Origin of the sequence: Iodobacter sp. BJB302 (assembly GCF_002735645.1) — a bacterium.
Taxonomy (GTDB): Bacteria; Pseudomonadota; Gammaproteobacteria; order Burkholderiales; family Chitinibacteraceae; genus Iodobacter.
The window spans coordinates 140,542-166,976 of the sequence record NZ_PDZG01000001.1 but is presented as its reverse complement, the minus strand read 5'-3'; the positions used below and the strand labels follow the sequence as shown (position 1 = coordinate 166,976).

Here is a 26,435-nt window from a genome sequence, read left to right as displayed (position 1 = left end):
AGCAAGCATTTTGCTTAAAATGGCATCTTTACGAGCCTTGGGAATACGCGACATGATAAGTAACCAGCCCCCTGAGTAAGTTAGAATCCCTGAAAAGGGAGTATCTCAACTATCCTGACACAGGGGGATGACGGCCAACGCATTGCTGGAGGATCAGGAGCGGTGTTTGGCGGCAGGTATGAATGGTTTTATAACAAAGCCCATCGATCCGGACGAACTATGGAAAGCCTTAATAAAGTGGCTTAAGCCGCGCACTGCACAAAACGTAAGTACTATTCAGCCCACGGCGGACAATGCAGAAAATCGATCGGTTAAGGTATTGCCCAAGCATATTGAAGGGGTGAACCTAAATTTAGGTTTGCATCATATGAGTGGCAAAGAAAGCTTATATATAAGCATACTTAAGCAATTCAAATCGACCCAATCGCAAGCAATGGAAGCGATCTGTAAGAGTCTTGATCAGGGGGATCTAAATACCGCACAGTTTCTGATCCATACCTTAAAGGGCCTGGCAGCAACAGTGGGCGCCATGCCCCTTCATCAGGCAACAGAAGAGTTGGAAGCTGCGCTAAAAGAAAATTTGCCAAAGCCAATGCTTGACCCATTCATTAACACAGCTAACCATTTATTACAGTCATTAATATCTGAGCTGGATGTTGTCTTTCCTGAGGAGGCAAACGCAGCGACCAGCGCAAATATAAATAGTGAGCAGGCCCAGGAAGTTGCCCGTGTTCTGGAAAAAATAGATTACTATCTGGCAGAGGGGGATGCTCAGGTGCTCGAAGAATTCTCCAGGCAGCGCTTGGTATTACAAGCTGCCTTAAGTTCCGGATACACCGCATTACATGAGGCAATTTACCAGTTTGACTTCCCTAAAGCCCGCTTGTTATTAGCGGACGCCCGGCGATCTTTACCTTCATAAAAAGACAAGAAAGATCCAGTTTGTTTATGCCTTATGTGTCCGCAGGCTACAGCTCCTTCAATCCATCGCCCCTCAGCCCCACCAGTAAGGCTTTCCCATCCGGCATGACTCTGAATTCTCCATATCTGGCTTGCGCCCAGCGGCTGGCTTCGCCTTCTTTAAAAAACCATGCGTCGGTAACGAGTACCCAGCGGCCGTTTTTGGGGCTGAGCTCGATTTTAAATTCGTCCGCCGCCAGTGGCTCGCCATGATCGATACGCTGGGCGCTGCCGATGTTTTGCCTGTCTCTTTTCATAATGAGAAAAGGGCGGGATTGATTGCTTATATCGCCAACTGCCGGTGTATTAAAGGGGATTTGAAAATTAAGCTGCATAAAATCGCCCTGCATTAAGGAGCGCGGGTCGACCGGGGCGAGTGAGATATACAGCGGCTGGCCGCGGGCGATCAGGTTTTCTTTTTGCCAGATGCCAATATTGGCGGCCAGTAACACACATGCAGCGGTCAGTGCGATACCCCATTTTTGCTGAGGGCTAATCATGGTCCTGGCGCTGGCTGCTGCCGGTGGGGCTAAGGCCCGCCATGCAATGGCACCCAGCAGGCTGCCTGCCAGCATAAACAACAGCGCTTTGTTGGCCAGCGTCCAATCCAGCTGGTAGTAAAACGTGCCAATCATCCATGCGCAAGCCAGGCCTGCGCTGCTGGCAGTGCGCCAGCGCCCGGCCATCAGGCTGATGGAGAGGGCCAGCAATACCGCGCCCAGCGCAGGCATCAGCCAGGCCAGTGCCGCTAAAATCACCGCCGCGAAAGCGTAGCTGCGTAGTGCTGGCCAGCTGCGCCCCGTTAACATCGCGGCTGCAAGGGCTAGCAGGGTTGAGCTAAGCGCGAACAAGTTGTGGCTTGTTGCAGACTGTGGTGCTGCTTCTTGCATGATTTCAGCAAAAACGCTATTACTCAGGCTGGCCCCGGCAAGAAAAGTCATGCCTGAGCTAAAGGCCAGCCCGGCAAGAATCACCAGCAGCCAGCCGGTAAAAAAAGACTCAAATGCCGCTGCGATCAGCGCTTTTGCGCCGTTGTCGAGTATTTTGTATTGCACGGCGCTGGCAAGTAGCCACAGCAAAAGCAGGGTGTGCAGCGCCAGCCAAAGCTCGGAATGGGCATCGCGATGGCCATTTTTAATCCAGATCAGCATGGCGCAGCCGGTGAGCGCGGCCGAGGCTGCACCCAGTAAAACACGCAGCCAGGGTCTGGGGATGGCCCATGTCAGCCCGCCTGCCAGTAAAGCCAGCAGGGTGCAGGCCAGGGCACTGGGTAAATGGGTGAACAGACCATAAGCAATGAGAGCTGGCCCCACCATCAGGGCGGGAATGGCCAGTTGCTCAACAAATAATGGAATATCCTGGCCGCGCAGCAGCAGGATGGCTACCGCCAAAACCAATACCCCCACAAAATAAGGACCCGCCACGCTATGAATAATGGTGTCGCCCAGCATCAGACCAATCACAATCAGCAAAGGAATGGCGGCCAGCCATGCGCCCAGTGCCGTGAGCAGCACTACAGGCCATGGCCTGCTCTCTGGCGTTTCAACGTGGGCATCTCTAGGCACAAGGCCAGCGGCGATGGCTTTTTCTAAGAGGGGATGGCTCATGATGTTTTGGCCTGGCGTCTGGAAAGGCGCAGTAAGCTGCTGACGGTGAAGGCGAGTAAGCCTGCTGCGGCAAGGCCGATCAGTAGAATCTGGCCGATAAAGTTGTCGTTGATATGCCCGTTAAACAGTAAGCGGGCCAGGCCGGATATCAGCAAAATATTCAGGCACAGGCCGATAATGCTTAAGCCATAAATATCGAAAGTGGCAGGCTGAGCCATGGCCGCCGCCGCCAAAGCAAAAAGCATCAGGCCTAAAAAGTAAAGCAGCAAAACATCCTGAGCGAGCAGTGCGGTGAAGGCGCTGCTGCAGATCATGACACTGCACAGGGTAATGGAGGTGCGAAACGCCCAGTGGCCGGTGCCTTTTAAGTAAGGCAGTTTTGGGCTGAGCAGCAGCGTCATCAGCAGGGCCGCACTCCAGCCCAGTAAGAAAACCTGGGTGTCGGCCTGCTCAAGCCGCCAGCGGTGGCCGGTATGCGCGTGTATCCACAATGAAATTCCCGTGCTGACGATCAGCGCCCAGGGTGCCCATAGCACATCGCTTTGGGCGCTCAGGCACAGCGGCAGGGTGAGCACGGCCCAGATTGCAAACAGCTGCCACGGGTCTGCGCCGGTTTGATAAGTCTGCCCAAAGTAAGCAAAAAGACCGCCAACAGATAAGAGCGTCAACAGGCAAAGGGGAATACGGGCTTTGGCCAGCACAATGGCGGCGGTGCAAAGTAAAACGCACAGCGCTTGTAGCAGCACAAAATGCCCGAGCCGCCCCAGCGTATCCCAATTGGCTGCAATCCAGAAAACCAGCCCCAGCCCAAACAGCGCCGCAGCCGTCACCGCTATGATTTTTGGCAGGCGGCTGGCGATCGCCGCCGCATCAGGGGCGGCTAATTGCTGTAATTGTTGTGTGGCAGCGGTATCAAGCTGGTATTTGGCTGCCAGTGCGTAGAGGTTCAAGCGCTGATCCATCAGGTATTCCTTGGGTGTGGCATTAAGCTACTGCGTAAAGATGCTGAAACAGGGCGTTTAATATTTTGTCTGTTTTTTTGTGACTAGGCACAATAAACTTTGCCATCTTGCCAAAGCTGGCTTCAGGTACAAGATGCTGCTCAATCGTGTGGTATTCGCTGCGCTCCAGATAGTCATCCCACAGGATGATTGCACCGGGTTTAAGCTGCAGCAGCGAGTACAAAAAACACGGCACTCTGAAGCGCCCGTCAATCAGGACCAGATCAACCTCAAGGGCAAAACGCCAAGGCTGGCTGTAGTAATCGGGCCACTGGCTTTGCATGTGCGTATTTTCAGGAAAGCCCCATTCCATGGTTTTGCCAATGGGTGCATGTAGCAGCTCAATCTGGCTGGTGGATTGCAGCGGGGCGATCTGCTTCCCTACCTTTGCTACCCATTCTTCGCTTGAATCAATCGATACAATACGCGGCACACCCAGCTGCGCCGCCAGAACCGTGCTGCCGCCCATGCCATATTCCAAATAGCTGCGGGCCTTGGTTAGTGCAGCAGTCAGTGCTTCGCACTCTGCTTGTGGCATATGGGGCAGCAGTGCCACATAGGGCGTCATTGTGACCACACTGCAAATTCACTACCGTTTGGATCACTAAACTGAAAGCGCCTGCCGCCAGGGAAGGAAAATATCGGTTTAATGATGCTGCCACCCGCCGCCAGCACGGCCGCCTGGCTGGCTTCTAAATTGCTGCTGTATAAAACAATTAAAGGCGCGCCAGTCTGGCTGGAAATACTTAAATCAGCCAGATAAAACCCACCATCAATACCCTCATTAGAAAAAGCGCAATACTCAGGGCCGTAATCTGTAAATGCCCAGCCAAACACCGCGCTGAAAGATGCTTTGCTTTTGTTTAAATCTTTGGAAGGCATTTCAATATAATTAATTTTATGGTGCTGATGCATGGCGGGGCTCCATATCAATGGAATGCTTAGTTGGGGAGAAGACCAAATTGAATTTCAATTTGGTTCTGGCTTGATTGCGGCGATTCCCATAAATGATAAACCTCACGGCTTTCGCCGCTGAAAGCGCGGCCGGATTGTTTGATTTCTGCAATTAAAGGCGCATAGCCATCATTAAATAAATCAGTCAGCGGCCCCTGATAATGGCGGGCGGCGCAATCAATTGGGGCTAAAGTTTTGCAGGCAAAAGCCCCTGTATACACCTCCGGGCGGCAAACCGGAAAACAAATATCCAGTGTAAATAAACTGTGCGCATCCTGCGGCACCTGATAATACACAAAAATACACGGGCCATTAAAGCCCAGCTGATTGCGCTCAATATCGGCAATGAGTAAAGGCGTTTGCTCCGCGGCAAAAGCGCCAACATCAGCCAGGCAAAGTTGTTTGCTGGTGAAAATAACAGGAATAGCATGGGTTGATTTAGTTTCCATAAAGCCTCCTTTGTCGTGATATATATTAAATCGCAATTTGCCGTGTGTTTATAATAAAGACTGAATCTGTGTTGTCGGATTGCCACTGGCTTTCCATGCATGCCATTGGCGCTGCAGGCGGTATATCTTTTGCGCGAGAATGGGCTCGCTGACATATTGGCTGATTTTATTTTTGCTCGTCATTTCCTGCGCCCATGCAGTGACATCCTCAGGGTGTAATGCCCAAGCCTGATGAACATCCGAAAGCTGCCAAAGCCAGTAGGGGGATAAATGGCCATGTACGTGTAACAGACCGGGATGAATATCCGCTCCTAATTGCTCCAGCTGTTTTTCCCAGATGCCCCGCACATGAATATTGGCAAATTCGCTGCTGATTCCGGCGCTGCGTTGTTTTAAATGCTGGCGGTAACGCACTAAAGGGATGCCCATATTGGCAAGCTGCCCGTGCTGGCTGAGGCGAATCACAAAATCCCAATCCTGCGCCATATCCATTTTTTCTGTGTACTGAATATTGCTTTTAAGCCATAGCGCACGGTTAATCATCATTGCGGGCTGGGCCATGGCGCAATAAAACAAATTATCCACGCAGATATCATGGTGATGCAGTGGAAAAAGGCGTAGTGATTCTTCTGTGCGCTCTTCATTAAAAACCAGCATATCCCCGCTGACGGCGATCACATCTGGATGCCCGGCTAGAAAACGGGCAGAGAGGGCAAAGCGTTCCGGCAGGCTGATATCGTCTGCGTCATGCAGGGCAATGTAATCCCCCTGCGCTGCAGCCATGCCCAGATTGCGGGCGCAGGATACGCCGCGATTAAACGCTAATTTAATGGTGTGAATGCGCAGCCAGGGGGCGGCATGAGCAAACAGGCTGATTTCTGCCTGATAATCATGGTGGCTGCCATCGTTAATTAAGATCACTTCAATGTCAGTAAAACATGAGAAATCAGCCGCCACAATCCCCTCCAGCATGTCAGAAAAATGCTGTTTATTTGGGTTCATAAACGGGATAACAATGCTCAGCTTCATGTCGAGGGCCTGAATGCGCGCTGATTGCTGGCAAGGATAGACATAATTTTTCTCCAGCCCGCTTCAGATTCCGGGCTTTGGGTAAAGGCCTGCTGCAGTAATTCGCGCTGACTGCTGGAAAGCTGCTCTTCTAATGCCTGGCCCGATTCACTCAGGGCAAGGCTCTTTACCCGTGCATCATGGCGGGCTGTGCTGGCAATGACCAGGCCCTTGGCTTGCAATTCTCTGAGTGGCCGGTTCAGGGCCTGCTTGGAAATGCCTAGCCGTGCAAGCAGTGTATTCACCGACAGCCCCTGATCCCGTGCCACAAAATATAAAATCCGGTGGTGCACTCTTGCCAGTTGCAAAGGGGCGAGCATTTCGTCCGGCAGGGATGTAAATGTGCGGTAGCCGTAAAAAAGGCTTTCCAAATCAGCATTGAGTGTGTCGGCTTGGTTCATGATGTGTGTCGTAATAAAAGAGTTTGTTGCCGTATGCGCCACTTTTTATTGACAGGGTGGCGGTGCCTGCGGCATAAATAGGTCATGTCTATTGACCTGTTTGGTGAGTTATATGTTTGCTGCACGTATTGACCGTCTTACTTCTTCTCTGGTTAGAGATATTTTAGCTGCCGCATCACGGCCAGGTGTGATTTCTTTTGCAGGGGGCTTACCTGCCAGCGAAGTTTTATTCAGAGCTTCACCTCAGGTACTGGGGCAATTGCCTGATGATATCTGGCAGTACGGGCAAACAGAGGGTGAGCCAGCCCTTCGGGAGCAAGTGGCCATCCGGGCCAGAGCGCTGGGTATAGCCTGCAAGGCAGAGCAGGTTCTGATTGTAAATGGCTCGCAGCAGGGTATCGATTTAGTTAGTAAATTAATGGTGGAAGAAGACACCCGCGTGCTGACCGAATCGCCGACTTATCTGGCAGCGCTGCAGGTATTCCGGCTGATGGGCGCTCATTTTGTGACCGCAGCGCAAGACGAAGAAGGGTTGCTGCCGCAGGCTGTGGCAGAGGCGGATGCACGCCTGGCATACCTTGTGCCTACTTTTCAGAATCCAACCGGTTTGTGTTATTCGCAGGCAAGGCGCAAGGCGCTGGCCGGGGCCTTTGATGCACAATCCATGGTGGTATTTGAAGATGATCCTTACCGTGATCTTTCTTTTGATGGCCCCGCACCTTCACCCATTATATCTCATTTAAAACAGGCACGCTGGATTTACCAGGGGTCTTTTTCTAAGACGCTGGCGCCGGGTTTACGCCTTGGGTATCTGATTGTGCATCCTGATTTGATTCAGGCGATGACACGATTAAAACAAGCTGCAGATTTACACAGTAATCGCTTAAGTCAGGCGATTGTGACGCAGCTGCTTCAGGATGGTTCGCTGGATCAGCATGTGGCAAATATCCTGCCGCTCTATCGCGAAAAAAGAGATGTGATGCAGGCCGCGCTGCTGCAGCATTTGGGCGATAAAGCCAGCTGGGCGCTGCCATCGGGCGGGTTGTTTTTCTGGCTGACACTCAATAACGAGCAGGATGTGATGCAGCTGATGCAAGAGGCGCTGACTGCTGGCCTTGCCATTATGCCAGGCTCCGCTTTTGATCCTGTTCCTCATCCATCGAGCACGATCAGGCTGAATTTCAGTCATTCAAGCTTTGAGCAGATTCAGCAAGGTATTGCATTGCTTGGCTCATTAATTAAGTAGGTTTCCAGTAAGCAGATCAAGGGCTTTTTAGTGAGGTGGTCGGCGGGTTTGTGCAGCACAGGAAGCAAGAAACGGTATTCAATACTAGTGTGTAATGGATAAGTGTTTTTTTGCGTAAACGTCTGTGGAGTAAATCAGCATGAAACTGGCTTTCTTTCTGGTCCTTAGTCTGCTTTCAATTACTTGCCTTGCTGTGGATGCTTCAAATGATAAGGTGGTACTTACTGTTTCTGGTGTATTGAGTCAGCAAAACAGTGGTAAAAATACCGCTTTTACTATGGATATGCTGACGAAACTTCCGCAGCACAGTTTTGTCAGCAAAACACCATGGTATGAAAAGCCTGTTAAATTTACCGGGCCTCTTTTAAGGGATGTACTGGCGGCAGCCGGAGCCAAAGGGGCGCAGATTTCAGCGCTGGCCCTTGATGATTATCGTGTTGAAATTCCTTTTCAGGACGCCATTAAATATCCCATTATTATTGCCCGGCTTTTAGATGATAAGCCGATGCCGGTGCGGGATAAGGGGCCTTTGTTTATTGTTTATCCTTTTGACCAGTATAAAGAATTGCATCAGGATGTTTATTACACCCGATCGGTTTGGCAGCTCTCAAAAATGATTGTTCAGTAAGGGGTGGGCATGAAGCGGAGCAAACGGCTGCTTTTTTTTATTGTAAGCAGCCTGATTGCTGTTTATGCGGCCATTGCTGCCGTTCAGTTTGCTCAGTTTCAAAGTTTAAATAATTCAATTGGCCGGGCAAATGACAACGCGATGTGGGCATTGATTCAATTAAATGTGGATTATCAGCGCCTTTATTTTGCATTTGATATTCATCTGATGAATGAAGAGAAAGTCAGTATCGATGATCTGGCATTTCGCTACGAATTATTTGTAAGCCGTATTATCAGCTGCCAGGCGGGGCAGTCAAAAATATTGATGGATAAACAGCCTGTTTATGCCAGCACGATGAAGGCTTTAAATGTATTTACCGCAGAGGCGGATCATTATCTGGGCACTGCGCCTGATCGTGTTTTAGATGTGGCTGCTAAGCAGATTTTGTATAAAAAGTTGTTCGCTCTGGAGTGGCAGATCAGAGAGCTGGGTGTTAAAGCTACTATCGCCGCCGCAGAGCTGGCTGATGCCCGCCGCACAGAAGTCACGCGCCAGGTGCTGGTGGCCAGTGGCCTGACAGGGTTTCAGTGCTTGCTGACCTTGCTCTTGGCTTTGGCCATGCTCAGGCAGGAAAAACAACGCGCTGCTGCGCAGGCAGAGGCATTAAGCAGCCAGAAAGAGCTGGTTGAGGTGTTAAAGCGAAATGAAGAAGTATTAGAAGGCCGTGTATCAGAGCGCACCCAGGCGCTGGCGCTGCTGAATCATTCTTTGCAGGTGCAAAAAATAGAGCTGGAAGACGCGAGGATGCAATCGGATCAGGCCTCTCGGATGAAATCAGATTTTCTGGCCAATATGAGTCATGAAATTCGCACACCAATGAATGCCGTGATTGGTATGTCTTATCTGGTGCTTAAATCAAATCTGACTTTTAAGCAAAGGGATTATATTGAGAAAATTCAAAAATCAGGTCAGCATCTTTTAGGTATTATCAATGATATTCTGGATTTTTCTAAAATTGAATCAGGGCATTTAAAAATTGAAATGCTCGATTTTAATATCGATAAATTGCTGGAAGATCTGGCTGATTTGCTGCTTGAAAAAGTAAATACAAAGGGGCTGGAGCTGGTATTTGATATTGCCAGCGATGTGCCGCGCACGCTCTGTGGCGATGCTTTAAGGCTGGAGCAAATTTTAATTAATTATGCCAATAACGCAATTAAATTCACAGATGAAGGCGTGATTAAATTAGTTTGCAGGGTAGAAGAGCAGGATGAAAGCGGGGTGCTGCTGTATTGGGAGGTGAGCGACACAGGGATTGGCATCTCTGCAGAGCAGCTGGTGCGTTTATTTCAATCTTTTCAGCAGGCCGATACCTCCACAACACGCCGTTACGGCGGCACGGGCCTTGGCCTTGCGATTTCTAAACAGCTGGCCCATCTTATGGGGGGTGAAGTGGGGGTACGGAGCGTTGTAGGGCAGGGCAGTACGTTCTGGTTTACTTCCAGAGTTGCGATCAGCCAGCAGGCGCAGAGAGAGCTGCTGCCCAGCCTTGATCTGCGCCACCAGGCGGTGCTGGTGGTGGATGATAATTCCGATTCGGCCCGGGTGCTGGCGGATCTGCTGGTATCGATGACTTTTCGCCCCGTGGTGACCTTGTCGGGTATGGCGGCGATTGCGGCCCTGGCTCAGGCATCGGCAGCGGGCGATCCCTTTAAAGTGGTTTTTCTGGATTGGCGCATGCCGCAGATGGGGGGAAGGGAAACGGCACTGGCGATTCAGGAAATGGCCTTGCCTGTGATGCCGCGCCTAATTGTGGTAACGGCGTATGGCCGGGAAGAAGTTTTAAGTGAAGTCAATCCTGGCGCTGTAGACGAGATTTTGATCAAACCCGTAAATGCCTCGCAATTATTTGATACCACCATGCGTGTATTGGATGCAAAAGAGGTGCATGAGTTAGTACGCGAATACCACGAGGTAGATTTATCGGGCATTTTGGGCGCCCGGATTTTATTGGTTGAAGATAATGATTTAAACCAGCAGGTTGGAATGGATTTATTGCAGGATGCCGGTTTTATTGTTGATTTGGCTGAAAATGGCCAGCAGGCGCTCAATAAGGTGCAACAGGTTTCTTATGATCTGGTGCTGATGGATATGCAAATGCCTGTAATGGATGGCATCGCTGCAACGCAAAAAATCAGGGGATGGCCGGATTTTGCGTCTCTGCCCATTGTGGCGATGACGGCCAATGCCATGCAGGCCGATCAGGAGCGATGTGCTGCAGCAGGGATGAACGGGCATGTGGCTAAACCCATAGAGCCGCATGATTTATGGATGGCGCTGCTGCGCTGGATTCCTCCCCGGCCGGTTAATCTGCAGTGCGGTGTTTTGTCTGTGCCGGGAAAAAACAGTGATCTGGTCTTAAAAAGCAAACTGGAGGCATTGGATGTGCCTGGGCTGGATGTGGCGGCAGGCTCACGGCGGGTGTTGGGGAAAGAAACACTTTATCTGGAAATGCTCAGAAAATTTATTCATGGGCAATCCGCTGTCATTACAGAAATTAATGTGGCGCTGGAAGAAAAAGATGTGCTGACTGCAGAGCGTTTGCTGCACAGCAGTAAATCGATTGCAGCGAGTATTGGTGCGGTTGACCTGGCTGATTTGGCGGCTGAGCTTGAGTCATTGGTTCGGCACCATCCAGGCGATGCCATGTTAAAACCGATGCTGGAGGCTTTTTCAAGTAATTTGCTGGGGTTTTTAGTCGATTTGATTGTGGCGCTCGATGGAATGAACCATGTGGCGGACGCCAGTGAGCCCGCAGTGCTGGCCAAAGCGCCGGATGTCACCATTTTGGCTGTGGATGATACGCCCATGAATTTATTGTTGATTGAGCGAATGCTGGGTAAGGAGTTCAATATCCGCGTCGCGCATCATGGTGCACAAGCGCTGGAAATGCTGGCGCAAGATCCTTTGCCCCGTTTGATTTTGCTGGATATTCTGATGCCGGAAATAGATGGCTATGAAGTATGCCGCCGATTAAAAGCCGATGAGCGAACGGTGAATATCCCCGTTATTTTTATGTCGGCCAGATCTGATGCGGATGATGAAATGCGCGGTATGGAGCTGGGGGCCGCCGACTATATGGCAAAGCCGCTTTGCCTGCCTTTATTGCTCAGCCGGGTAAAGGCACAGCTGGCTTTGCATGCACCGGGGTGAAATTCATGTTTTTTGCGTTTTTTATGCGCAAAATTTGATCTTTTACGCTTGTCTGCCCGGCTGATTATCCGCAAAATGTCTGCCTGACTCGGGGTGCCGCTGATAACCAGCGGCTGAGAAATACCCGTTACCTGATCTGGATCATGCCAGCGTAGGGAAGTCGGCGCTCCTTGGCGCAGGCTTTCTGCTCAAGGAACTCAAATGTCTGATTTACACACCATTGCGCTTATTCCTCAGTTTCCTTTGCATCGCGTGGGCGAAGAATTAGCCCGCCTGCGTGCTGCTGCGCCTCTTGTTCATTGCCTGAGTAATGAAGTAGTGCAGTCGGTGACTGCCAATGTATTGCTGGCGCTGGGTGCATCTCCCGCCATGATTGTGGCCGAAGAAGAAGTCGCCGAGTTTGCCGCCATGGCCGATGCACTGCTGATTAATGTAGGTACGCTCTATCCGGCCCGCCTTGCTGCAATGAAAAAAGCAGTTGCCGCAGCCAATACTGCGGGCACGCCATGGGCGCTTGATCCTGTGGCAGCGGGGGTGCTGGCTTACCGCACAGAGGCTTTGCATGATTTGCTTAAGCAAAGGCCTGCCGTGATTCGTGGTAATGCTTCAGAAATCATGTGCCTGGCCGGAGAAGACGCAAGTGGCAAGGGGGTGGACAGCACGGCGCATTCTGCGCTGGCTATTGCTGCCGCTCAGCGGCTTGCCCGGCAAACCGGAGCCATTGTGGCGGTCACGGGCGAGGTGGATTATGTCAGCGATGGTGAGGTGACATGGGCTGTGCCATGGGGGCATGCACTGATGACACGCGTTGTGGGTACAGGCTGCGCCTTATCGGCGGTAACGGCTGCATTTGTAGCAGGGGCAACAGATCGCTTGGCAGCAGTGGCCGCGGCATGTGCGGTGATGTCCATTGCCGGTGAGCGCGCCGAATCCGCCTGCGATGGCCCCGGCACTTTTCTGCCCGCCTTTTTAGACGCGCTCTATATCATGCAGCCAGCCATGCTGAAGGCGGTGGATGAATGAAGCCGGCTTTTAATCTGTCTCTTTATTTAGTTCTTGATCCTGATCTCTGTGGCGGTGAAGAGGGTATGGTGGCCACTGCCCTGGCGGCGGTGGCGGGTGGCGTGACCATTGTGCAATTGCGTGCGCCAAAATGGAAAAAACGCCAGTGGGTTTCTGCCGCTTTTGCCCTGAAAGCCGCGCTTGATCCGCTCAATATTCCCTTAATCATTAATGATCATATCGATGTGGCGCTGCTGGCGGATGCGGCGGGCGTGCATGTGGGCCAGCAGGATATCGCGCCGGAAATGGCCCGCCAGCTGATTGGCCCGAATAAAATATTAGGTTTATCAACATCCAATGCCGGGCAAATGGCCGCCGTGCCGCTGGATATTGTTGATTACATCGGCGTTGGGCCGGTGTTTGCAACCGGCACCAAGCTGGATGCTTCCCCTGTGATTGGTTTGGAAGAATTTGCCCGCCTGATGCAGATTAAACCGCTGCCCGCTGTGGCAATCGGTGGAATTGGTCTTGGCCGGGTGGCCGCTTTACGCGCAGCAGGAACCGACGGCGTGGCCGTGGTCTCAGCAATTTGCGGGCAGGCTGATCCGCAGCAAGCGGCGCAAGAATTGAGGTTAGAAGGGGAAATCAGTGATGTTTAATCGTATGATGGGTGAAATCTCATGCGCGCCAGGCAAGGCCAAAAAGATCTTTTTAGTGCCTTCGGCACATTGATTTTGGAGCGGTAGCCACCGCGGGGCCTTTCTTGCTTCGCCAAGAAACGAAGCCAAGTGACAACAGCAAACCACGAAAGCCCCTGCGCTGCGGACAGTCGGCGGCAGGCGGGATTGGCTCGCTGCCTCGCTCCCAAGCGATCCCCCGCCCCGCTTGTTCGGAGCTTGCGTGTTTCAAGGGGACTTTAAAAAGCCCTGTGCAAAGAGCGTGGTTGTTATGCTTTTCGCTGTTTGCTAATAAAAAAACAATTTGCTTAACGCGTATGTGATGAAACCCCTCCGCGTACTTCTATGGATTCATGATGATTAATGCACTCACAATCGCAGGCTCGGATTCTGGCGGTGGCGCTGGTATTCAGGCTGATTTAAAAACTTTTTCGGCGCTGGGCGCTTATGGCATGAGCGTGATTACCGCGCTTACTGCCCAAAATACACAGGGGGTTCATGCTGTTCACCCTGTGCCGCCTGATTTCGTACTGGCACAGCTGAGCGCCGTGCTGGACGATATTCGAGTTGATAGCGTCAAAATCGGCATGCTGGCCAATGTCGGAATCGTCAGCGCCGTGGCTCAGGGCTTACGCCAGCACCAGCCCGCTTGCGTGGTGCTGGATACCGTGATGATTGCCAAAGGCGGCCATCCGCTGCTGTTGCCCGAAGCGATTGCTGGTATCCGCGATCAGCTTCTGCCGCTGGCCGATTTAATTACCCCAAACCTGCCCGAAGCGGCTGCCTTGCTGGGTGTGGCAGAGGCTCGTAATGAAGAAGAGATGCAAGAGCAGGGATATGGATTGCTGGAAATGGGGGCAAAGGCGGTATTAATGAAGGGCGGACATTTGGGCGGGGAGGAAAGCCCGGACTGGCTGATTACGCCAGCCAGCGCCACCCGCTTTGCCGCGGCACGTATCGCTACAAAGCATACTCATGGCACAGGTTGTACTTTGTCATCCGCATTGGCCGCTTTACGTCCCCGGCATTCAGATTGGGGGAGTACGGTGCAGGCGGCAAAGCATTATTTGCTGGCTGCAATTGCGGCAGCAGATCAATTGGAAGTCGGTCATGGAATAGGGCCCGTCCATCACTTTCAGGCATGGTGGTAGCTCTGGATTGTATGTAATGTTTTGCGCCCGGCTTGTAATTCATTTTTTTGATCGTTTTTTATATTACGGGCTGAATGTATTGAATAGGTCTTTGATATGAATAAGCAGGCAGGGCCCGCCAATATGTAAGGCCAGTTCAGGGTGAAATTCGCGGTTGTTTTGTAAGTAAATGAAATGACCTGCTGAATTTTCTATGGAAATGATTTTCAATGCTTCTGCTATGATGAAACAGACGCTGTTTATGCCCGTCAGCTGAAAGTTTTTATGAGCAAGGAGCTTTGCTGTGAAAGTTTTCTTAATTTTTATACTACTGTCTTTTTTTAACGTATTTGCGGCTGGCAAGCAAATTGTTGTCGTAGAAAGCTATCACAAAGAATATAAATGGGATGCAGAATACAGAAATCAAATCAGCGATAAGCTGGGGCGAAAGTATCAATTAACATTTTTTGAGATGAATACAAAAAGGCTGCCGCCGGAAAATGTGGCTGGAATGGCAGAAAAGGCACTAAAGCTGATTGATGAGATTAAGCCGGCCTTGGTCATATTGGGGGATGATGCCGCGCTGGAGTTTCTGGGAGAGAAAATTGAAGAAAGGGCCATCCCAGCCGTGTATTTAGGTATTAATAAAAACCCCCGCTCTTATTTTAAAAAAGACCCTAAATATATTAGCGGGATACTGGAGCGCCCCTTGTTTCAGCGCTCATCTTATTTTATTAAAACACTATTGCCAAAAGCTAAAAAGGTACTGATTCTTTTTGATGGAGACCGGACATCAAGCATTGTTTTTAATGATTCATTTATGGGGCGTCCTTCGCTGGTTTTAAATAATGTTGTATTTGATGTGAAGCTTTGTAAGTCATTGGCGGAATGGAAGAAAGAAATTGAGGATGTTGGAAGTAATAATTATGATGCAGTAGTCATTGGTCTCTATCAAAGCCTGAAAAATGAAAAAGGGCTGAATGCCGATGCGGAAGAAGTGCTTGCATGGACAAATAATCATTTGGATAAACCCTTGTTTGCATTCTGGGATTTTGCCGTAGGCAAAGGTAAATCAGTAGGGGGCTTTGTGCTGCAGGGGGCGTCGCAGGGAAAAGCTGCCGCAGATATGGCAGAAAAAATATTACAAAACCCCGACCGTTTGCCCGGCTCTTACTGGCCTGTATTTTTGCAGGAAGGCACTTTTGTTTTTAGCCGCCATGAGCTGGCGCGCTGGAAAATTCAGCTGCCTGCAGATATGCGTCAGAATGCTGTTTTTGTTGAATAATCTGCCGCGCATATTGCTTGGAAATGTGCTGAATTAAGCGGCATATTTATATTTTATTTGCTGATTATGCGTGAAATAAGAATTTATACAGAAATAACATGGGGTTGAAGGCGTGTATAAACTTTATTATTACCCCCGAAATGCCAGCTGGGTTCCCCATATGCTTCTTGAAGAAATGGGGGTGGGTTATGAACTGGAACTTGTTGATCGAAAAACTAAGGCGCAAAAATCAGCAGAATATACGCGTTTAAATCCCGCGGGGCGTATTCCGACTTTAGTGCATGGCGATGTAGTGGTTTTTGAAAGCGCGGCCATTTGTCTTTATTTATGCGAGCAAAACCCTCAGGCAGGTTTAATCCCTGCTGTGACAGACCCGTTGCGTGCAAAGTTTTATCAGTGGCTTTTTTATTTAAATGCGAGTTTGCAGCCAGAGTTAATGCTTTATTTTTATCCGGCTGAACACACTACGGCGCAAGACAGCATCGCCGCCATTGCTGAGGCACAAGAGCGCCGTATTACTGAAATGTTCAGCCTTTTGAATACAGAATTAGAAGGCAAGGCATTTTTAATTGGCGATCATATTACGGTCTGTGATTACTATTTGTTTATGTTATCGCACTGGGCGAGTGATTTTAAAACACCGCCCTTATCGTTTTCAAACTTAGGCCCTTATCTTTGCCAATTAGCCAAGCGCCAGTCACTGATTAATGTGTGCAAAGTGGAAGGGACGAGTTTGGATATGTATCAATCAGACGCGCAAAAAACTTAAACCCAAGGCCGCCCCATACATGCCCACGCCGAAAATGGTATGGGTTATCAGGCTGCGAAGCCGGGCTTGCTTAGGGTTGGGGGTTTTAGAGGCGGCCAGCCCTGCGCCCATTCCGGGTTGCATAATAAAAAACGGAAAAATCACGGTTGCTATGCCGAATATAATGGTGGTCAGCGCCACAGGCTGAGTCAGCCATTCTGGCCCGGCGATGGCGGTGAGCAAGGCCGCAAAGAAAATACCGCTTGCGTAGTGGGCCAGCCAGCCAATCTGTAATTCCCCCTTGATGGGCGAAGCTTTGGCAATGCTGTCATGTCTAAAGCGCCCGCTCAGCATATGGCCGATCCAGCGGCCTGCCATTGCCCAATTCAGTGATTGAATATTAAAAAAATGCTTTAGTAGTAAGGCCCACAGATCCATAAGCAAGGTGGCGCCAACGCCGGTAAGGATGATTCTTAGGATGAGTTCTGATTCGGCATTCATGGCTTGTTCCATTGGTGGCTATTTATGATGGGAGTATCTGTTTTTTAGCGGTAAGGCGGCGGAATCATTGCCAGTGTTTGAATCCGCTTAGGGCGGGTGAAACCCACCGAGCTTTGCTGAAACATGAAAAACGGTGGGTTTCACCCAATCCTGTTAACTTAAATAAACAGCGGGAAATAACGCTTTTGCAGGTTGGGTTAGCAAGTTTTATTAGCCGATTTAAGAGCGGATAAACCTGCGTAACCCAACATTTGGCGTAAAAGAATGTTGGGTTAAGCGATAAAGCTGCTAACCCAACCTGCGAGTTCACTTTCTGTCGATAGGATTGGGTTTTACCCGCCCTGCGAAAGATATGCGGCATACCGATGCATGCCGCCCTTAGCCCTGCATAAGTTAGCTTTGCTGACTTAATCCATCACTTAAAGACATTCTGTAAGCCCGCCACGCAGGAATGGCGCCAATCAGCGCACCTGCCGCTAAGGTGGCTGCAAGCATTAAAAACTCGGTTTGTGTGGGGGGGTTGATGGCAAGGCTCAGGCCATAAAATTCGCGCAGCAGCGGGCGGCAGGCGATGATGATCAGGTAGAGTAAGCCAACGCCTGCGGCCGTGCCGGTGCTCACCAGCAGCAGCGTTTCACCCATTACCAGCACAAATATCTGCCATGCTTTTGCGCCCACCGAGCGCAAGATCGCCATCTCGCGGCGGCGCTCGTTCAGCCCGGTCAGTAAGGCGGTGAGCATGCCCAGTAAGCCAATCACCATCACAAAGCCTGATACCACCAATAAGGCTTGTTCGGCGATTTTCATCAGCTGCCAAAGCTCGGAAAGCGCCACACCCGGCATAATCGCCATCAGCGTTTCATCAGAAAACTGATTAACGGCGCGCTGATAGCTAAATAGCGAGGTGCGTGATTTAAGCCCGACATAAAAAGCGGTAATCGTCACCGGCGGTGCAATGCTGCGGTTTTCATCTGCGGCAAGCACACCCATTGAAGACAGCAGCGAGGCACTGCCTGATTCCCAGCCCTCGTGAATGGCGGTTAAGCCATCCAGCGAAACATGAACGGTGTCATCAACCGGGGTGCCTGTGGGGGCCAGAATGCCGGTGATAATAAAGGGCTGATCGCTGTGCTCAGACATCGCGCCTTCACCGCTGCCGTGGGTCAGAACGATTTTCCCACCTGGCTGATAGCCGAGTTTTTTTGCGACATTGGCACCAAGTACCGCATCATGTGTGCGGGCAAACACCGTGCCCTTAGCCAGCTGCAGATGCTGATTATCACCAAATTGCAGGTATTTAAAGTAGTCGCGGCTGGTGCCTAATACTGAAAAGCCTTTGTGGCTGTCGCCGAGCGACACAGGAATGGTCCATGCCACACGCTCGTCTTTGGCGAGCTTTTGATAGCTGTCCCAGCCAATATTATTGGTGGCATTGCCAACGCGAAAAACGCTGTACAGCAAAAGCTGCACCGAGCCTGTTCGCGCGCCCACAATCAGATCGGTGCCGCTTACGGTGCTGGAGAAACTATTTCTGGCCTCTGTGCGCAGCCTTTCTACGCCGATCAGCAGTAATACAGATAAAGCTACGGTGAGTACTGAAAGGGCGACGGTGAGCCTGCGGCTGAGTAAGCTTTTAAAGGCAATTTTAAACATCGGTGGTCTCCACCCTATTGATGGCAGGCAGGCTGACGCTGCGGTCAAAATGCATGGCAAGCTGTGGGTCGTGGCTGACCAGCAGGATGGCGGTCTGATGCTCTTTGGCGCATTCAAATAAAAGCTCGATAAACGCGCCGCGCCGTTCGGCATCCAGCGCCGAAGTCGGCTCGTCTGCAATCAGAATTTCGGGTGCACCTATCAGTGCACGGGCCAGTGCCACGCGTTGCTGCTGGCCAACCGACAGCGCGCTGACTGACTGATGCAGGTGTGTATGCAAATCGAGTCGTTCAAGCAAATGCAGGGCCTGTGCTTTGGCGTCGCCTGCGCGTTGCCGGCGCAGTTTGGAAAACTGGCAGGGCAGCAGCACATTGTCGAGTACCGATAAATAAGGCAGTAAATTGAACTGCTGGAATACATAGCCCAAATGATCTGCTCTGAAGCGATCCCGCTCTGGTCCGGAAAGCCTGGATAAATCCTGCCCCAGTATTTTGATCTGGCCGCTTTGTGGCAAATGAATGCCCGTGAGCAAAGAAAGCAGGGTGCTTTTACCGCTGCCACTGGGGCCGTGTAAAAACAGGTGCTCTGCTTTAGCGAGTTTAAATTCCGGGATGCTGAGCGTCGGGCGTGCGCTGCCCGGCCAGGTGAACTGCAGGTTTTCGATCTGAATCACGGCTTACCTTTATTGTGATTGCCCATGGTTTTACAGGCCGCAGGGGCTTAATGATGCAACAGGGGGTGAAACCAGTCTTATTCATGTGGGGGAGGGCTGCAGGAGCAGCTTTAGCGCGAATGTTTATTGATGAGATGTGTTTTCGTGGCTAAAGCTGCTGCTTAGATACCTTGCTATTACTTCAAATTCAGCACCTGTCCTGATTTAAGTGTGATTTGCTTTTGACCATTGGCATTGGCCAGGTTGGCTGTGATTTTCTTAAAGCCTGGGAAGTTTTTCCAAAGAGGAAGCGCGATGTTCCCTGGTGTGGCGGCGCATTCAAAGTGATATTCGGCTTCAATATCGCTGTGGCCACCCTTGGCAAAGTCGGGCATTTTTACACTGGGTGTAGCGGCTTTACACTGTGCGGATACATCAATTGCAAACAGATTGCCCGCACTTTGCAATTGTTCGGTTACCGCTTTAAGCTTGGCTTTTTCGGTGTCATTCTTAGGCTTGTGTTCAAAGCCAAGCAGGTTGTCGGCAGGGCTTTCAAGCGTGATTACTAATTTGTTACCTTCGATGGCCACATCCATTTCTGCAACACCATGCACATGAGCGCCGTGTGCAGAGGCCAGCCCACTGATAGATAAAGTAAGTAATGCGCTGATAAGGATTTTGTTCATGATCTTTTCCTGGTGATTATTTAGGGGCTTGGTATTCACGTACTTCATTGGCGGTCATGGCGTAACCCACATCCACTTTGCTGCTGCCGTCAGCAAGCGCTAAATCAGATTTGGATGATTTAATCTGCAGCTTGCCGCTGACAGTGACCGGGGCAAATAAATTTCCGGATGGAAAGCCTTTGGGGTATTGCACAACAATCATTTGATTTGGCGGCGGTGCAGGAACATGGATACATGCGCCAATGACGGGGACAAGAATAAATTCAGTTACTTTTTTATTGTTTTGCTTCAGGGGCAGTAAATAGCCATCGAGCTTTACCGTTTGATTGTTGAGCGCGGTTTGCATTTCGCTGGTGCGTCTTTTCTCATATGCACTGATTTTTTCGACTAAAGGCTCCATATCATTAAAGTCTTCATTCAGCAGCGCATTGACATCCGCGCTGAGGTCGGATGGTTTAAATTTGCCTGCAGTTACAATGGCTTTTTGCTGGCGCTGCTGAAAAGCGCGTGTGAGTCTTGTTTTTTGTTCCGGGCTTAAATTGCCTACTGTTGCGCGTAAGCTGGACGAATCGGGCTGCAGATCGCTCCATTTGATCGGGCGGGCGTCAGCTGCAAAGAGCGAATGGCTGATAAGCGTAGTCAGTAAAATAGCGAGCAGGCGATGAATCACGTCAGGTCCTCGTTGGAGAAGTTTTTTCAATTGTAACTGTGTTGCATTTGAAAAGGTTGCATGTCGTAAATATTTAATAAAAACCGTGTCGCAATCGTCTATGGCAATGTCATGAATGGCGGCTACAAATTAGATAAAGGTAAGTCATGAAAAAATTCAAAGTGCTTTTTGTATGCACAGGAAATATCTGCAGAAGCCCAAGCGCCGATGGCGTGATGCGCCGGATGCTGGCTGATGAGGGACTGGAGCATGCTGCCGAGGCTGATTCGGCAGGCACTCAGAGTTATCACATTGGCGAAGCGCCGGATGATCGAGCGCAAAAGCATGCAAAAAAGCGGGGCTATGATTTATCTTTTTTACGCGCCAGAGTGGTAAAACAAAGTGATTTTGCAGAGTTTGATTTGATTTTGGCGATGGATAAGGGGCATTTAAGGGCTTTGCAGTCGCTGTGTCCGCCTGAATTGATGCCCCGTGTAAAATTATTTTTATCTGTATTGCCAGAAGGCGCTGAAACAGAAGTATCAGACCCTTACTATGGCGGTGCTGCTGGGTTTGAGACCGTTTTGGATCAGTGTGAGGCAGGCTGTGCAGCCCTGTTGAAACAGATCAAAACGCAGATTTGTGGCATGTAAATAGTATCGTGCAGGGGCGGTTTTTGTAATCTGGGATTGCAGCATGCATAAGGGGTGGTTAAAATCCGCGCTTTGGTCTTCGGGGGAGTAGTCGCCTGTATTGGCTTTTTAAAGCTTTTACGGGGAATACGTCAACATACTTGAATCCATAGATTCATGGCGTATTCGGTTGGAGCAGGTGTTCTGTCATCAGAACGCAGGCCGGCCTGACAAGACCTGAGGTTCGTTCAGCATTTCCCGGGGTGGGCAATGCTGCGCGACCTCTATCCTGCCCGCCCCGGAAACACGACTCGATGATTGATACCTTTCTCATTTCTACCGGCGTTGTCGCCGTTGCCGAAATCGGCGATAAAACGCAATTGCTTGCGTTAATCCTTGCCGCACGTTTTCGACGTCCTCTGCCCATTATTCTGGGTATCTTTGTTGCGACTGTACTCAATCACTTTGCCGCTGGCTGGATTGGCCAGCAGGTTGCAGGCATGATTTCCCCCCTTATTTTGCGCTGGATTATTGGCCTGGGCTTTTTGGCCATCGCCGCTTGGGCGCTGGTGCCTGATGAAATGGGCGAAGAAGAAGCACAAATCAAACCTTACGGGGCCTTTTTAGCGACAGCCGTCGCCTTCTTTTTGGCCGAAATTGGCGATAAAACACAGGTTGTCACCGTGGCGCTGGCGCTGAAATATCAGCCCTTGTGGGCGGTTATCGCGGGCACCACACTGGGCATGATGATTGCTGACGTGCCTGCTGTGTTTGTGGGTAAGTGGATTGCAGCCCGCATGCATATTCTGCGCTATGTTCGTTTTGTAGCCGCTGCCGTATTTGCCTTATTAGGTGTATTAGCTTTGTTGGGTGTTGGTGGTTGATTTTTTTTAACGTGTGAAAGTCGGCGTTTGTTGTTGTTTTCTTTCAGATAACAACAGGCTCCGGCTTATTTGTTTTTTCTAACGGGGAAATGGGCTCATGCTCGAAGCATTGTTCAAACTAAAAGAACACGGTACTAGCGTTAAAACCGAAGTGATTGCAGGTTTTACTACGTTTTTAACCATGGCCTATATTATTTTTGTCAATCCGGCCATTTTGGCGCAAACCGGTATGGATTTTAATGCCGTATTTGTGGCGACGTGCCTGGCGGCTGCATTTGGTACAGCGGTGATGGCGCTCTTGGCTAATTACCCGATTGCACTGGCACCGGGCATGGGTTTGAATGCGTACTTCACTTTTGCTGTGGTGAAAGGCATGGGCGTGCCATGGCAAACTGCATTGGGTGCGGTGTTTATTTCTGGCGTGATTTTTGTGCTGGTTTCCTCGTTTAAATTACGTGAAGTGCTGGTGAATGCGATTCCGCATTCATTAAAGCTGGCTATTTCTGCTGGTGTGGGGCTGTTTCTGGCTATTATTGGTTTGAAAAGTGCAGGCCTGATTACCGCTTCGCCAGTGACCATGGTGCAATTGGGTGATATCCATGCGCCAAGCACATTATTGGCTGTATTTGGCTTCTTTTTAATTGTGGCGCTTGAATACCGCAAGGTAAAAGGCGCAATCATTATTGGCGTATTGGGTGTAACGCTGTTATCGATTTTATTCGGTTTAACCGAATTCAAAGGCGTGTTTTCACCGCCACCATCGATTGCACCGACCTTTATGCAAATGGATATTAAAGGCGCGCTGAATGCGGGCCTCCTGGGTGTTGTGTTTATTTTCTTCTTTGTGGATTTGTTTGATACCACAGGTACTTTAGTCGGTGTATCCCATCGTTCGGGTTTGCTGGATAAAGATGGCAAATTGCCACGCTTAAAGAAAGCGCTGTTCGCCGATTCTTCTGCCATTATGGTAGGGGCGGCCTTGGGTACTTCAAGTGTTACTGCCTATGTTGAATCAGCTGCTGGTGTGGCTGCAGGTGGCCGTACTGGTTTAACCAGCCTTGTGGTTGCCGCATTGTTTCTGGCCGCGCTGTTTGTGGCGCCTTTAGCAGGTACTGTGCCAGCCTATGCAACCGCGCCAGCGCTTTGCTATGTGGCCGTGCTGATGGCCCGTGGCCTGGCAGAAATCGACTGGGATGATATTACCGAAGCTGCACCTGCCGTGATTACCGCCGTGGGTATGCCATTTACCTATTCGATTGCAGACGGGATTGCCTTTGGTTTTATCAGCTATGCCGCAATTAAAGTGCTGGCCGGGCGCTATAAAGATTTAAGCCCTGCTGTATTGATTATCACCGCGCTGTGGCTGGTTAAATTTGCTGCGTTTGGTTAAGGAAGAGATTTGATGAGCTTATTGCAGGCAGAACCACCTTACGCAGATTATATCCGCGATCGCATCCGCACCGTGCCGGACTGGCCACAGGCGGGTGTGCAGTTCCGTGACATCACGCCTTTATTGCAAGATAAAAAAACCTTCCGTGTTCTGGTTGATATTTTTGTCCATCGTTATATGGATATGGATTTAGACATGGTGGCAGGCGTGGATGCGCGTGGTTTTATTCTGGGTGCAGTGGTGGCTTATGAATTAAACCTCGGCTTTGTGCCGGTGCGTAAAAAAGGCAAATTGCCCTTTTTAACGGTGGCAGAAGAATACGAGCTGGAATACGGCTCGGCCACGGTAGAGATTCATACCGATGCCTGCAAAAAGGGCGACCGCGTATTGTTAATTGATGATCTGGTGGCAACGGGCGGCACCATGGTGGCTGCGGCGAAGCTGTTAAACCGCCTTGGCGCAACCATTGTAGAGGCTGCTGCCATTGTTGATTTACCAGAGCTGGGCGGATCAAAAATCGTACGTGAGCAGGGTATTCCTCTGTTTACCGTGTGCGATTACGCCGGGCATTAAAGATGTGTAGTGGAGGCCGCTGCCAGCGTAGTGGCCCCCTCGTTTTTATTTGAATGACTTGAAGAAAAGGTACGCTATCGTGACCCTAGAACTCCCTGAAGCCCAAACCATTATTGATAACTCGGATTGCCTGCACAGCGAGGCAGAAGTACTGGCTGCGCTGGATCGCATGGCTGTGGCGATGACGGCTGATTTGCAATATGCCAATCCGATTGTTTACACCGTTATGAATGGTGGCTTGATTGTGTCAGGGCACTTATTGCCACGCTTACGCTTTCCGCTTGAAGTGTCCTATATGCACGCCACGCGTTATCGTAAAGAAACCAGCGGTGGTGTGCTGGATTGGAAAGTAAAGCCGCAAGAAAGCATGAAGGGCCGCGTTGTTGTTATCGTGGATGACATCCTGGATGAAGGCCATACACTGGCAGCCATCCTGGAATACTGCCGTGAGCAGGGCGCAAAAGAAGTGCGCGTTGCCGTGCTGATTGATAAAAAACATGATCGTAAGGCGGTGGGTGTCACTGCTGATTACGTTGGTCTGCAAGTTGAAGATCGCTTCCTGTTTGGCTGTGGTATGGATTACCAGGGCTACTGGCGCAATACGCTGGCGATTTACGCTGTTCATGGTATGTAAAATGTAATTCTGGTGAGATTTATGCCAAAGCCCTTGTTTACTTGATGTAAACAAGGGCTTTTTTTTGCTTACACCTTTGCGGCTCATTATTTTCTGACTTTGATCTATTCTGACGTAATGAAGAATAAGGAGGTCGAAATGGCGGATGCAGCAGAAACCATGGTTCGTCACTTCAGGCAGATTCTGATCTGGCCCTTGCAGTTAATGCCCCTAGTGCAGCCTGTGGGCAGCGGCGCAGTAATGGGGCGGCATTGGGAGCTGATGAAAGAGCTGACGGCTGAAGATTCACCATGGCAGATGCGGCCTTCGGTGTTTGATATGGATCCGCTGGCTTTTCAGGAGCGCCATTACCGGGAATTTGTCACTTTTCTGCCCTATGTGCAGCGCTTTTTGTACGGGGAAGGTGCCGCTGAGGCGGGGGGCGGCGCGGATGGCTATGGCGGCTCGCCGCTGCATGTGTTCAGGCGGCACGATATCTGTACGGTGCGTATGCATTACAAAGACGGCACGCGGCAGGATTTTAAAGTGGCGCATATCGATCTGTATTTTTTTTACGATATCGATATCGTTATTCTGGCGTTTGAAATCCTTGCCGATAATGTGCCCTTGCAACGGGCTCAGGACACATTATTTCGCTTTGGCCGCGCTTTTCCTGCGCAATGGGACGAAGACAAAACCGCGGCCAGCTGCCTGCAGCAGGTGAAATGGCTGGATGTAAAGGGCGGCGTGATTGCCGCATCTGATTACGACCATAAATCCAAATTTTTATCCCATGTTGGCGAGTTCAGGGCGGCACCGATGGCCAACCACTGGGATGCGTTGTTGCGCCCTTTGGTTTTGCACCATTCCACTGAATTGGGCGAGCTGCGCTACCGGCAAATTGAATATCACCGCATGCCCTTAATGGCCTATCTGGCTTTTGATGATCCGTTTGATTTAAGGGATGAAGATTTTTACCGCCTTGGCATGGTGACACGGCCTTCGCAAGGAGGCGATTTACCTTACACGCCCAAGGTGTTTCAGGAATTTGAAGCGAGCTGCTGTTATGACCGCTTCTGGGTGCCAGAGCGCCGCCACGATGCATCGTCTACCCGCATGATGTGCGATGGTCATGCTTTTGTGCTGGTGGGTAAGTACGGGCATGGTTTTTTTAGTGATCCCTATACGGGCGCATTAGGGCAGTTCAGGCATCAGTATTTCTTGCTGATGATGATTGCGCATTTTCATAAAGCTGCGCTGCTGATTTTTTCTGACCGGCTGGCGGTGGCGTTGTCGCGGCTGCAAATTGGCGATGTCAGCTCGGCGCGGCGGTTTAAGCGCGGGATACGCGTTTTACAGGAGGTGTTTTTACGCTTTACCCAGCGCTACTGGTTTTGCGAGATATCTAATCAGGTGGTGGCCGATCAGATTTTTCATATGGCACGCCGCCATTTGGGTACAGAGGCTCTGTTTGATGAAGTGAGGGAATCCATTCACAGCATGAGCCAATATCTGGAAAACGACGATTTGCGCCGTCAGGCCGATACCGTGGTACGCCTGACAGTGGTGACCATTCTGGGGTTGGTTGGCACAACCGTGACGGGGTTTTTAGGGATGAATCTGTTTGATTTATCACATGACGCAACGTGGCTGCGACTACTTTATTTCTTCGCCACATTTATCCCTATTTCTGCGCTGACGATGTATTCCCTGATGAAATCAAGAATGCTTTCAGAGTTTTTAGACTTTATGTCAGATGATCGCATGGATTTTTCTGATAAATTTAAAACGATTAAAGCGAGCTGGCGTAAAAAAAAGCAAGCCAGAAATAAGCTATGAAAGGAGATCATG

General features: G+C 50.3%; 27 protein-coding genes and 2 riboswitches. Of the genes, 15 read left to right on the top strand and 12 right to left on the bottom strand.

The window, feature by feature from the left end:
* The first annotated feature begins 127 nt into the window (after positions 1 to 127).
* Complete coding sequence (locus tag CSQ88_RS00830; RefSeq protein WP_099396215.1) at positions 128 to 922, top strand: Hpt domain-containing protein; 795 nt, start codon at positions 128 to 130, stop codon at positions 920 to 922.
* A gap of 46 nt (positions 923 to 968) precedes the next feature.
* Here CSQ88_RS00830 and CSQ88_RS00825 read toward each other — a convergent pair whose 3' ends face one another.
* From CSQ88_RS00825 to CSQ88_RS00795, 7 genes are read right to left on the bottom strand one after another with little or no spacing between them, the layout of a single operon-like run.
* A complete protein-coding gene (locus CSQ88_RS00825; RefSeq protein WP_099396214.1) occupies positions 969 to 2,567 on the bottom strand; it encodes a GDYXXLXY domain-containing protein in 1,599 nt (532 codons plus the stop codon).
* Positions 2,564 to 3,529 carry a DUF2157 domain-containing protein gene (locus tag CSQ88_RS00820; RefSeq protein ID WP_099396213.1) on the bottom strand — a complete coding sequence of 322 codons (966 nt, stop codon included), beginning with the start codon at positions 3,527 to 3,529 and terminating at the stop codon, positions 2,564 to 2,566. The genes CSQ88_RS00825 and CSQ88_RS00820 overlap by 4 nt, the downstream gene beginning before the upstream one ends.
* 22 nt (positions 3,530 to 3,551) lie before the next feature.
* Positions 3,552 to 4,136: a hypothetical protein gene (locus CSQ88_RS00815; protein WP_099396212.1), complete on the bottom strand. Its 585-nt coding sequence runs from the start codon at positions 4,134 to 4,136 to the stop codon at positions 3,552 to 3,554.
* The gene (locus tag CSQ88_RS00810) at positions 4,133 to 4,483 is read right to left on the bottom strand and encodes a VOC family protein (RefSeq protein ID WP_099396211.1); all 351 of its coding nucleotides are present in this window, start codon (positions 4,481 to 4,483) and stop codon (positions 4,133 to 4,135) included. The genes CSQ88_RS00815 and CSQ88_RS00810 overlap by 4 nt, the downstream gene beginning before the upstream one ends.
* A 26-nt stretch (positions 4,484 to 4,509) precedes the next feature.
* Positions 4,510 to 4,971: a GyrI-like domain-containing protein gene (locus CSQ88_RS00805; protein ID WP_099396210.1), complete on the bottom strand. Its 462-nt coding sequence runs from the start codon at positions 4,969 to 4,971 to the stop codon at positions 4,510 to 4,512.
* Positions 4,972 to 5,019: 48 nt separating this feature from the next.
* The gene (locus CSQ88_RS00800) at positions 5,020 to 6,000 is read right to left on the bottom strand and encodes a glycosyltransferase family A protein (protein WP_099396209.1); all 981 of its coding nucleotides are present in this window, start codon (positions 5,998 to 6,000) and stop codon (positions 5,020 to 5,022) included.
* Positions 5,997 to 6,440, bottom strand: a complete 444-nt coding sequence (locus CSQ88_RS00795; RefSeq protein ID WP_218962965.1) for a MarR family winged helix-turn-helix transcriptional regulator — start codon at positions 6,438 to 6,440, stop codon at positions 5,997 to 5,999. The genes CSQ88_RS00800 and CSQ88_RS00795 overlap by 4 nt, the downstream gene beginning before the upstream one ends.
* 112 nt (positions 6,441 to 6,552) lie before the next feature.
* Between CSQ88_RS00795 and CSQ88_RS00790 the strand changes: the two genes are divergently transcribed.
* The 8 genes from CSQ88_RS00790 to CSQ88_RS00755 all read left to right on the top strand — a co-directional run bounded on the left by CSQ88_RS00790 (position 6,553) and on the right by CSQ88_RS00755 (position 16,372).
* A complete protein-coding gene (locus CSQ88_RS00790) occupies positions 6,553 to 7,686 on the top strand; it encodes a PLP-dependent aminotransferase family protein (protein ID WP_099396208.1) in 1,134 nt (377 codons plus the stop codon).
* Between the two features lie 139 nt (positions 7,687 to 7,825).
* Entirely contained in the window at positions 7,826 to 8,314 is a 489-nt protein-coding gene (locus tag CSQ88_RS00785; protein ID WP_143449370.1) for a molybdopterin-dependent oxidoreductase, read from the top strand.
* A 9-nt stretch (positions 8,315 to 8,323) separates the two neighbouring features.
* The gene (locus CSQ88_RS00780; RefSeq protein WP_099396207.1) at positions 8,324 to 11,509 is read left to right on the top strand and encodes a response regulator; all 3,186 of its coding nucleotides are present in this window, start codon (positions 8,324 to 8,326) and stop codon (positions 11,507 to 11,509) included.
* A gap of 79 nt (positions 11,510 to 11,588) precedes the next feature.
* Positions 11,589 to 11,684, top strand: a riboswitch (TPP riboswitch).
* A 26-nt stretch (positions 11,685 to 11,710) separates the two neighbouring features.
* Complete coding sequence (gene thiM / locus CSQ88_RS00775) at positions 11,711 to 12,532, top strand: hydroxyethylthiazole kinase (protein ID WP_099396206.1); 822 nt, start codon at positions 11,711 to 11,713, stop codon at positions 12,530 to 12,532.
* Positions 12,529 to 13,170, top strand: a complete 642-nt coding sequence (thiE, locus tag CSQ88_RS00770) for a thiamine phosphate synthase (RefSeq protein ID WP_099396205.1) — start codon at positions 12,529 to 12,531, stop codon at positions 13,168 to 13,170. The genes thiM and thiE overlap by 4 nt, the downstream gene beginning before the upstream one ends.
* 371 nt (positions 13,171 to 13,541) lie before the next feature.
* A complete protein-coding gene (gene thiD, locus CSQ88_RS00765) occupies positions 13,542 to 14,339 on the top strand; it encodes a bifunctional hydroxymethylpyrimidine kinase/phosphomethylpyrimidine kinase (protein WP_099396204.1) in 798 nt (265 codons plus the stop codon).
* 283 nt (positions 14,340 to 14,622) lie between these two features.
* Positions 14,623 to 15,603, top strand: a complete 981-nt coding sequence (locus tag CSQ88_RS00760; protein ID WP_099396203.1) for an ABC transporter substrate-binding protein — start codon at positions 14,623 to 14,625, stop codon at positions 15,601 to 15,603.
* A gap of 112 nt (positions 15,604 to 15,715) precedes the next feature.
* Positions 15,716 to 16,372 carry a glutathione S-transferase family protein gene (locus CSQ88_RS00755; RefSeq protein WP_099396202.1) on the top strand — a complete coding sequence of 219 codons (657 nt, stop codon included), beginning with the start codon at positions 15,716 to 15,718 and terminating at the stop codon, positions 16,370 to 16,372.
* Here the strand turns inward: CSQ88_RS00755 and CSQ88_RS00750 are convergent.
* From CSQ88_RS00750 to CSQ88_RS00730, 5 genes are all read right to left on the bottom strand, one after another.
* Positions 16,352 to 16,852, bottom strand: coding sequence for a DUF2938 domain-containing protein (locus CSQ88_RS00750; RefSeq protein ID WP_099396201.1), 501 nt, complete (start codon positions 16,850 to 16,852; stop codon positions 16,352 to 16,354). The genes CSQ88_RS00755 and CSQ88_RS00750 overlap by 21 nt on opposite strands.
* Before the next feature lie 393 nt (positions 16,853 to 17,245).
* The gene (locus tag CSQ88_RS00745) at positions 17,246 to 18,505 is read right to left on the bottom strand and encodes an ABC transporter permease (RefSeq protein ID WP_099396200.1); all 1,260 of its coding nucleotides are present in this window, start codon (positions 18,503 to 18,505) and stop codon (positions 17,246 to 17,248) included.
* Positions 18,498 to 19,178 (bottom strand): ABC transporter ATP-binding protein, encoded by a 681-nt coding sequence (locus tag CSQ88_RS00740; protein WP_099396199.1) that lies wholly within the window; start codon positions 19,176 to 19,178, stop codon positions 18,498 to 18,500. Before CSQ88_RS00740 ends, CSQ88_RS00745 begins: the two co-directional genes overlap by 8 nt.
* Positions 19,179 to 19,354: 176 nt before the next feature.
* The gene (locus CSQ88_RS00735) at positions 19,355 to 19,843 is read right to left on the bottom strand and encodes a DUF2796 domain-containing protein (protein ID WP_180273479.1); all 489 of its coding nucleotides are present in this window, start codon (positions 19,841 to 19,843) and stop codon (positions 19,355 to 19,357) included.
* 16 nt (positions 19,844 to 19,859) lie between these two features.
* Entirely contained in the window at positions 19,860 to 20,513 is a 654-nt protein-coding gene (locus CSQ88_RS00730) for a DUF3299 domain-containing protein (protein WP_180273478.1), read from the bottom strand.
* Between the two features lie 146 nt (positions 20,514 to 20,659).
* Here CSQ88_RS00730 and CSQ88_RS00725 point away from each other — a divergent pair, with 146 nt between their 5' ends.
* From CSQ88_RS00725 to CSQ88_RS00700, 6 genes are all read left to right on the top strand, one after another.
* Entirely contained in the window at positions 20,660 to 21,145 is a 486-nt protein-coding gene (locus tag CSQ88_RS00725; RefSeq protein ID WP_099396196.1) for a low molecular weight protein-tyrosine-phosphatase, read from the top strand.
* A gap of 77 nt (positions 21,146 to 21,222) precedes the next feature.
* A riboswitch (yybP-ykoY riboswitch) is annotated at positions 21,223 to 21,414 on the top strand.
* A 24-nt stretch (positions 21,415 to 21,438) separates the two neighbouring features.
* Positions 21,439 to 22,008: a TMEM165/GDT1 family protein gene (locus CSQ88_RS00720; RefSeq protein ID WP_205836294.1), complete on the top strand. Its 570-nt coding sequence runs from the start codon at positions 21,439 to 21,441 to the stop codon at positions 22,006 to 22,008.
* Between the two features lie 97 nt (positions 22,009 to 22,105).
* Positions 22,106 to 23,398: an NCS2 family permease gene (locus CSQ88_RS00715; RefSeq protein WP_099396195.1), complete on the top strand. Its 1,293-nt coding sequence runs from the start codon at positions 22,106 to 22,108 to the stop codon at positions 23,396 to 23,398.
* Between the two features lie 12 nt (positions 23,399 to 23,410).
* Positions 23,411 to 23,971: an adenine phosphoribosyltransferase gene (locus CSQ88_RS00710; protein WP_046353009.1), complete on the top strand. Its 561-nt coding sequence runs from the start codon at positions 23,411 to 23,413 to the stop codon at positions 23,969 to 23,971.
* 79 nt (positions 23,972 to 24,050) lie between these two features.
* Complete coding sequence (locus tag CSQ88_RS00705) at positions 24,051 to 24,605, top strand: hypoxanthine-guanine phosphoribosyltransferase (RefSeq protein WP_099396194.1); 555 nt, start codon at positions 24,051 to 24,053, stop codon at positions 24,603 to 24,605.
* Between the two features lie 138 nt (positions 24,606 to 24,743).
* The gene (locus tag CSQ88_RS00700) at positions 24,744 to 26,423 is read left to right on the top strand and encodes a hypothetical protein (RefSeq protein WP_099396193.1); all 1,680 of its coding nucleotides are present in this window, start codon (positions 24,744 to 24,746) and stop codon (positions 26,421 to 26,423) included.
* Positions 26,424 to 26,435 lie beyond the last annotated feature (12 nt).

Excerpts from the sequence above, each read along its gene's own strand:
- CSQ88_RS00830 (WP_099396215.1), top strand. The coding sequence starts at position 128 with ATGACGGCCAACGCATTGCTGGAGGATCAGGAGCGGTGTTTGGCGGCA.
- CSQ88_RS00825 (WP_099396214.1), bottom strand. The coding sequence starts at position 2,567 with ATGAGCCATCCCCTCTTAGAAAAAGCCATCGCCGCTGGCCTTGTGCCT.
- CSQ88_RS00820 (WP_099396213.1), bottom strand. The coding sequence starts at position 3,529 with ATGGATCAGCGCTTGAACCTCTACGCACTGGCAGCCAAATACCAGCTT.
- CSQ88_RS00815 (WP_099396212.1), bottom strand. The coding sequence starts at position 4,136 with ATGACGCCCTATGTGGCACTGCTGCCCCATATGCCACAAGCAGAGTGC.
- CSQ88_RS00810 (WP_099396211.1), bottom strand. The coding sequence starts at position 4,483 with ATGCATCAGCACCATAAAATTAATTATATTGAAATGCCTTCCAAAGAT.
- CSQ88_RS00805 (WP_099396210.1), bottom strand. The coding sequence starts at position 4,971 with ATGGAAACTAAATCAACCCATGCTATTCCTGTTATTTTCACCAGCAAA.
- CSQ88_RS00800 (WP_099396209.1), bottom strand. The coding sequence starts at position 6,000 with ATGAAGCTGAGCATTGTTATCCCGTTTATGAACCCAAATAAACAGCAT.
- CSQ88_RS00795 (WP_218962965.1), bottom strand. The coding sequence starts at position 6,440 with ATGAACCAAGCCGACACACTCAATGCTGATTTGGAAAGCCTTTTTTAC.
- CSQ88_RS00790 (WP_099396208.1), top strand. The coding sequence starts at position 6,553 with ATGTTTGCTGCACGTATTGACCGTCTTACTTCTTCTCTGGTTAGAGAT.
- CSQ88_RS00785 (WP_143449370.1), top strand. The coding sequence starts at position 7,826 with ATGAAACTGGCTTTCTTTCTGGTCCTTAGTCTGCTTTCAATTACTTGC.
- CSQ88_RS00780 (WP_099396207.1), top strand. The coding sequence starts at position 8,324 with ATGAAGCGGAGCAAACGGCTGCTTTTTTTTATTGTAAGCAGCCTGATT.
- thiM (WP_099396206.1), top strand. The coding sequence starts at position 11,711 with ATGTCTGATTTACACACCATTGCGCTTATTCCTCAGTTTCCTTTGCAT.
- thiE (WP_099396205.1), top strand. The coding sequence starts at position 12,529 with ATGAAGCCGGCTTTTAATCTGTCTCTTTATTTAGTTCTTGATCCTGAT.
- thiD (WP_099396204.1), top strand. The coding sequence starts at position 13,542 with ATGATGATTAATGCACTCACAATCGCAGGCTCGGATTCTGGCGGTGGC.
- CSQ88_RS00750 (WP_099396201.1), bottom strand. The coding sequence starts at position 16,852 with ATGAATGCCGAATCAGAACTCATCCTAAGAATCATCCTTACCGGCGTT.
- CSQ88_RS00745 (WP_099396200.1), bottom strand. The coding sequence starts at position 18,505 with ATGTTTAAAATTGCCTTTAAAAGCTTACTCAGCCGCAGGCTCACCGTC.
- CSQ88_RS00735 (WP_180273479.1), bottom strand. The coding sequence starts at position 19,843 with ATGAACAAAATCCTTATCAGCGCATTACTTACTTTATCTATCAGTGGG.
- CSQ88_RS00725 (WP_099396196.1), top strand. The coding sequence starts at position 20,660 with ATGAAAAAATTCAAAGTGCTTTTTGTATGCACAGGAAATATCTGCAGA.
- CSQ88_RS00720 (WP_205836294.1), top strand. The coding sequence starts at position 21,439 with ATGATTGATACCTTTCTCATTTCTACCGGCGTTGTCGCCGTTGCCGAA.
- CSQ88_RS00715 (WP_099396195.1), top strand. The coding sequence starts at position 22,106 with ATGCTCGAAGCATTGTTCAAACTAAAAGAACACGGTACTAGCGTTAAA.
- CSQ88_RS00710 (WP_046353009.1), top strand. The coding sequence starts at position 23,411 with ATGAGCTTATTGCAGGCAGAACCACCTTACGCAGATTATATCCGCGAT.
- CSQ88_RS00700 (WP_099396193.1), top strand. The coding sequence starts at position 24,744 with ATGGCGGATGCAGCAGAAACCATGGTTCGTCACTTCAGGCAGATTCTG.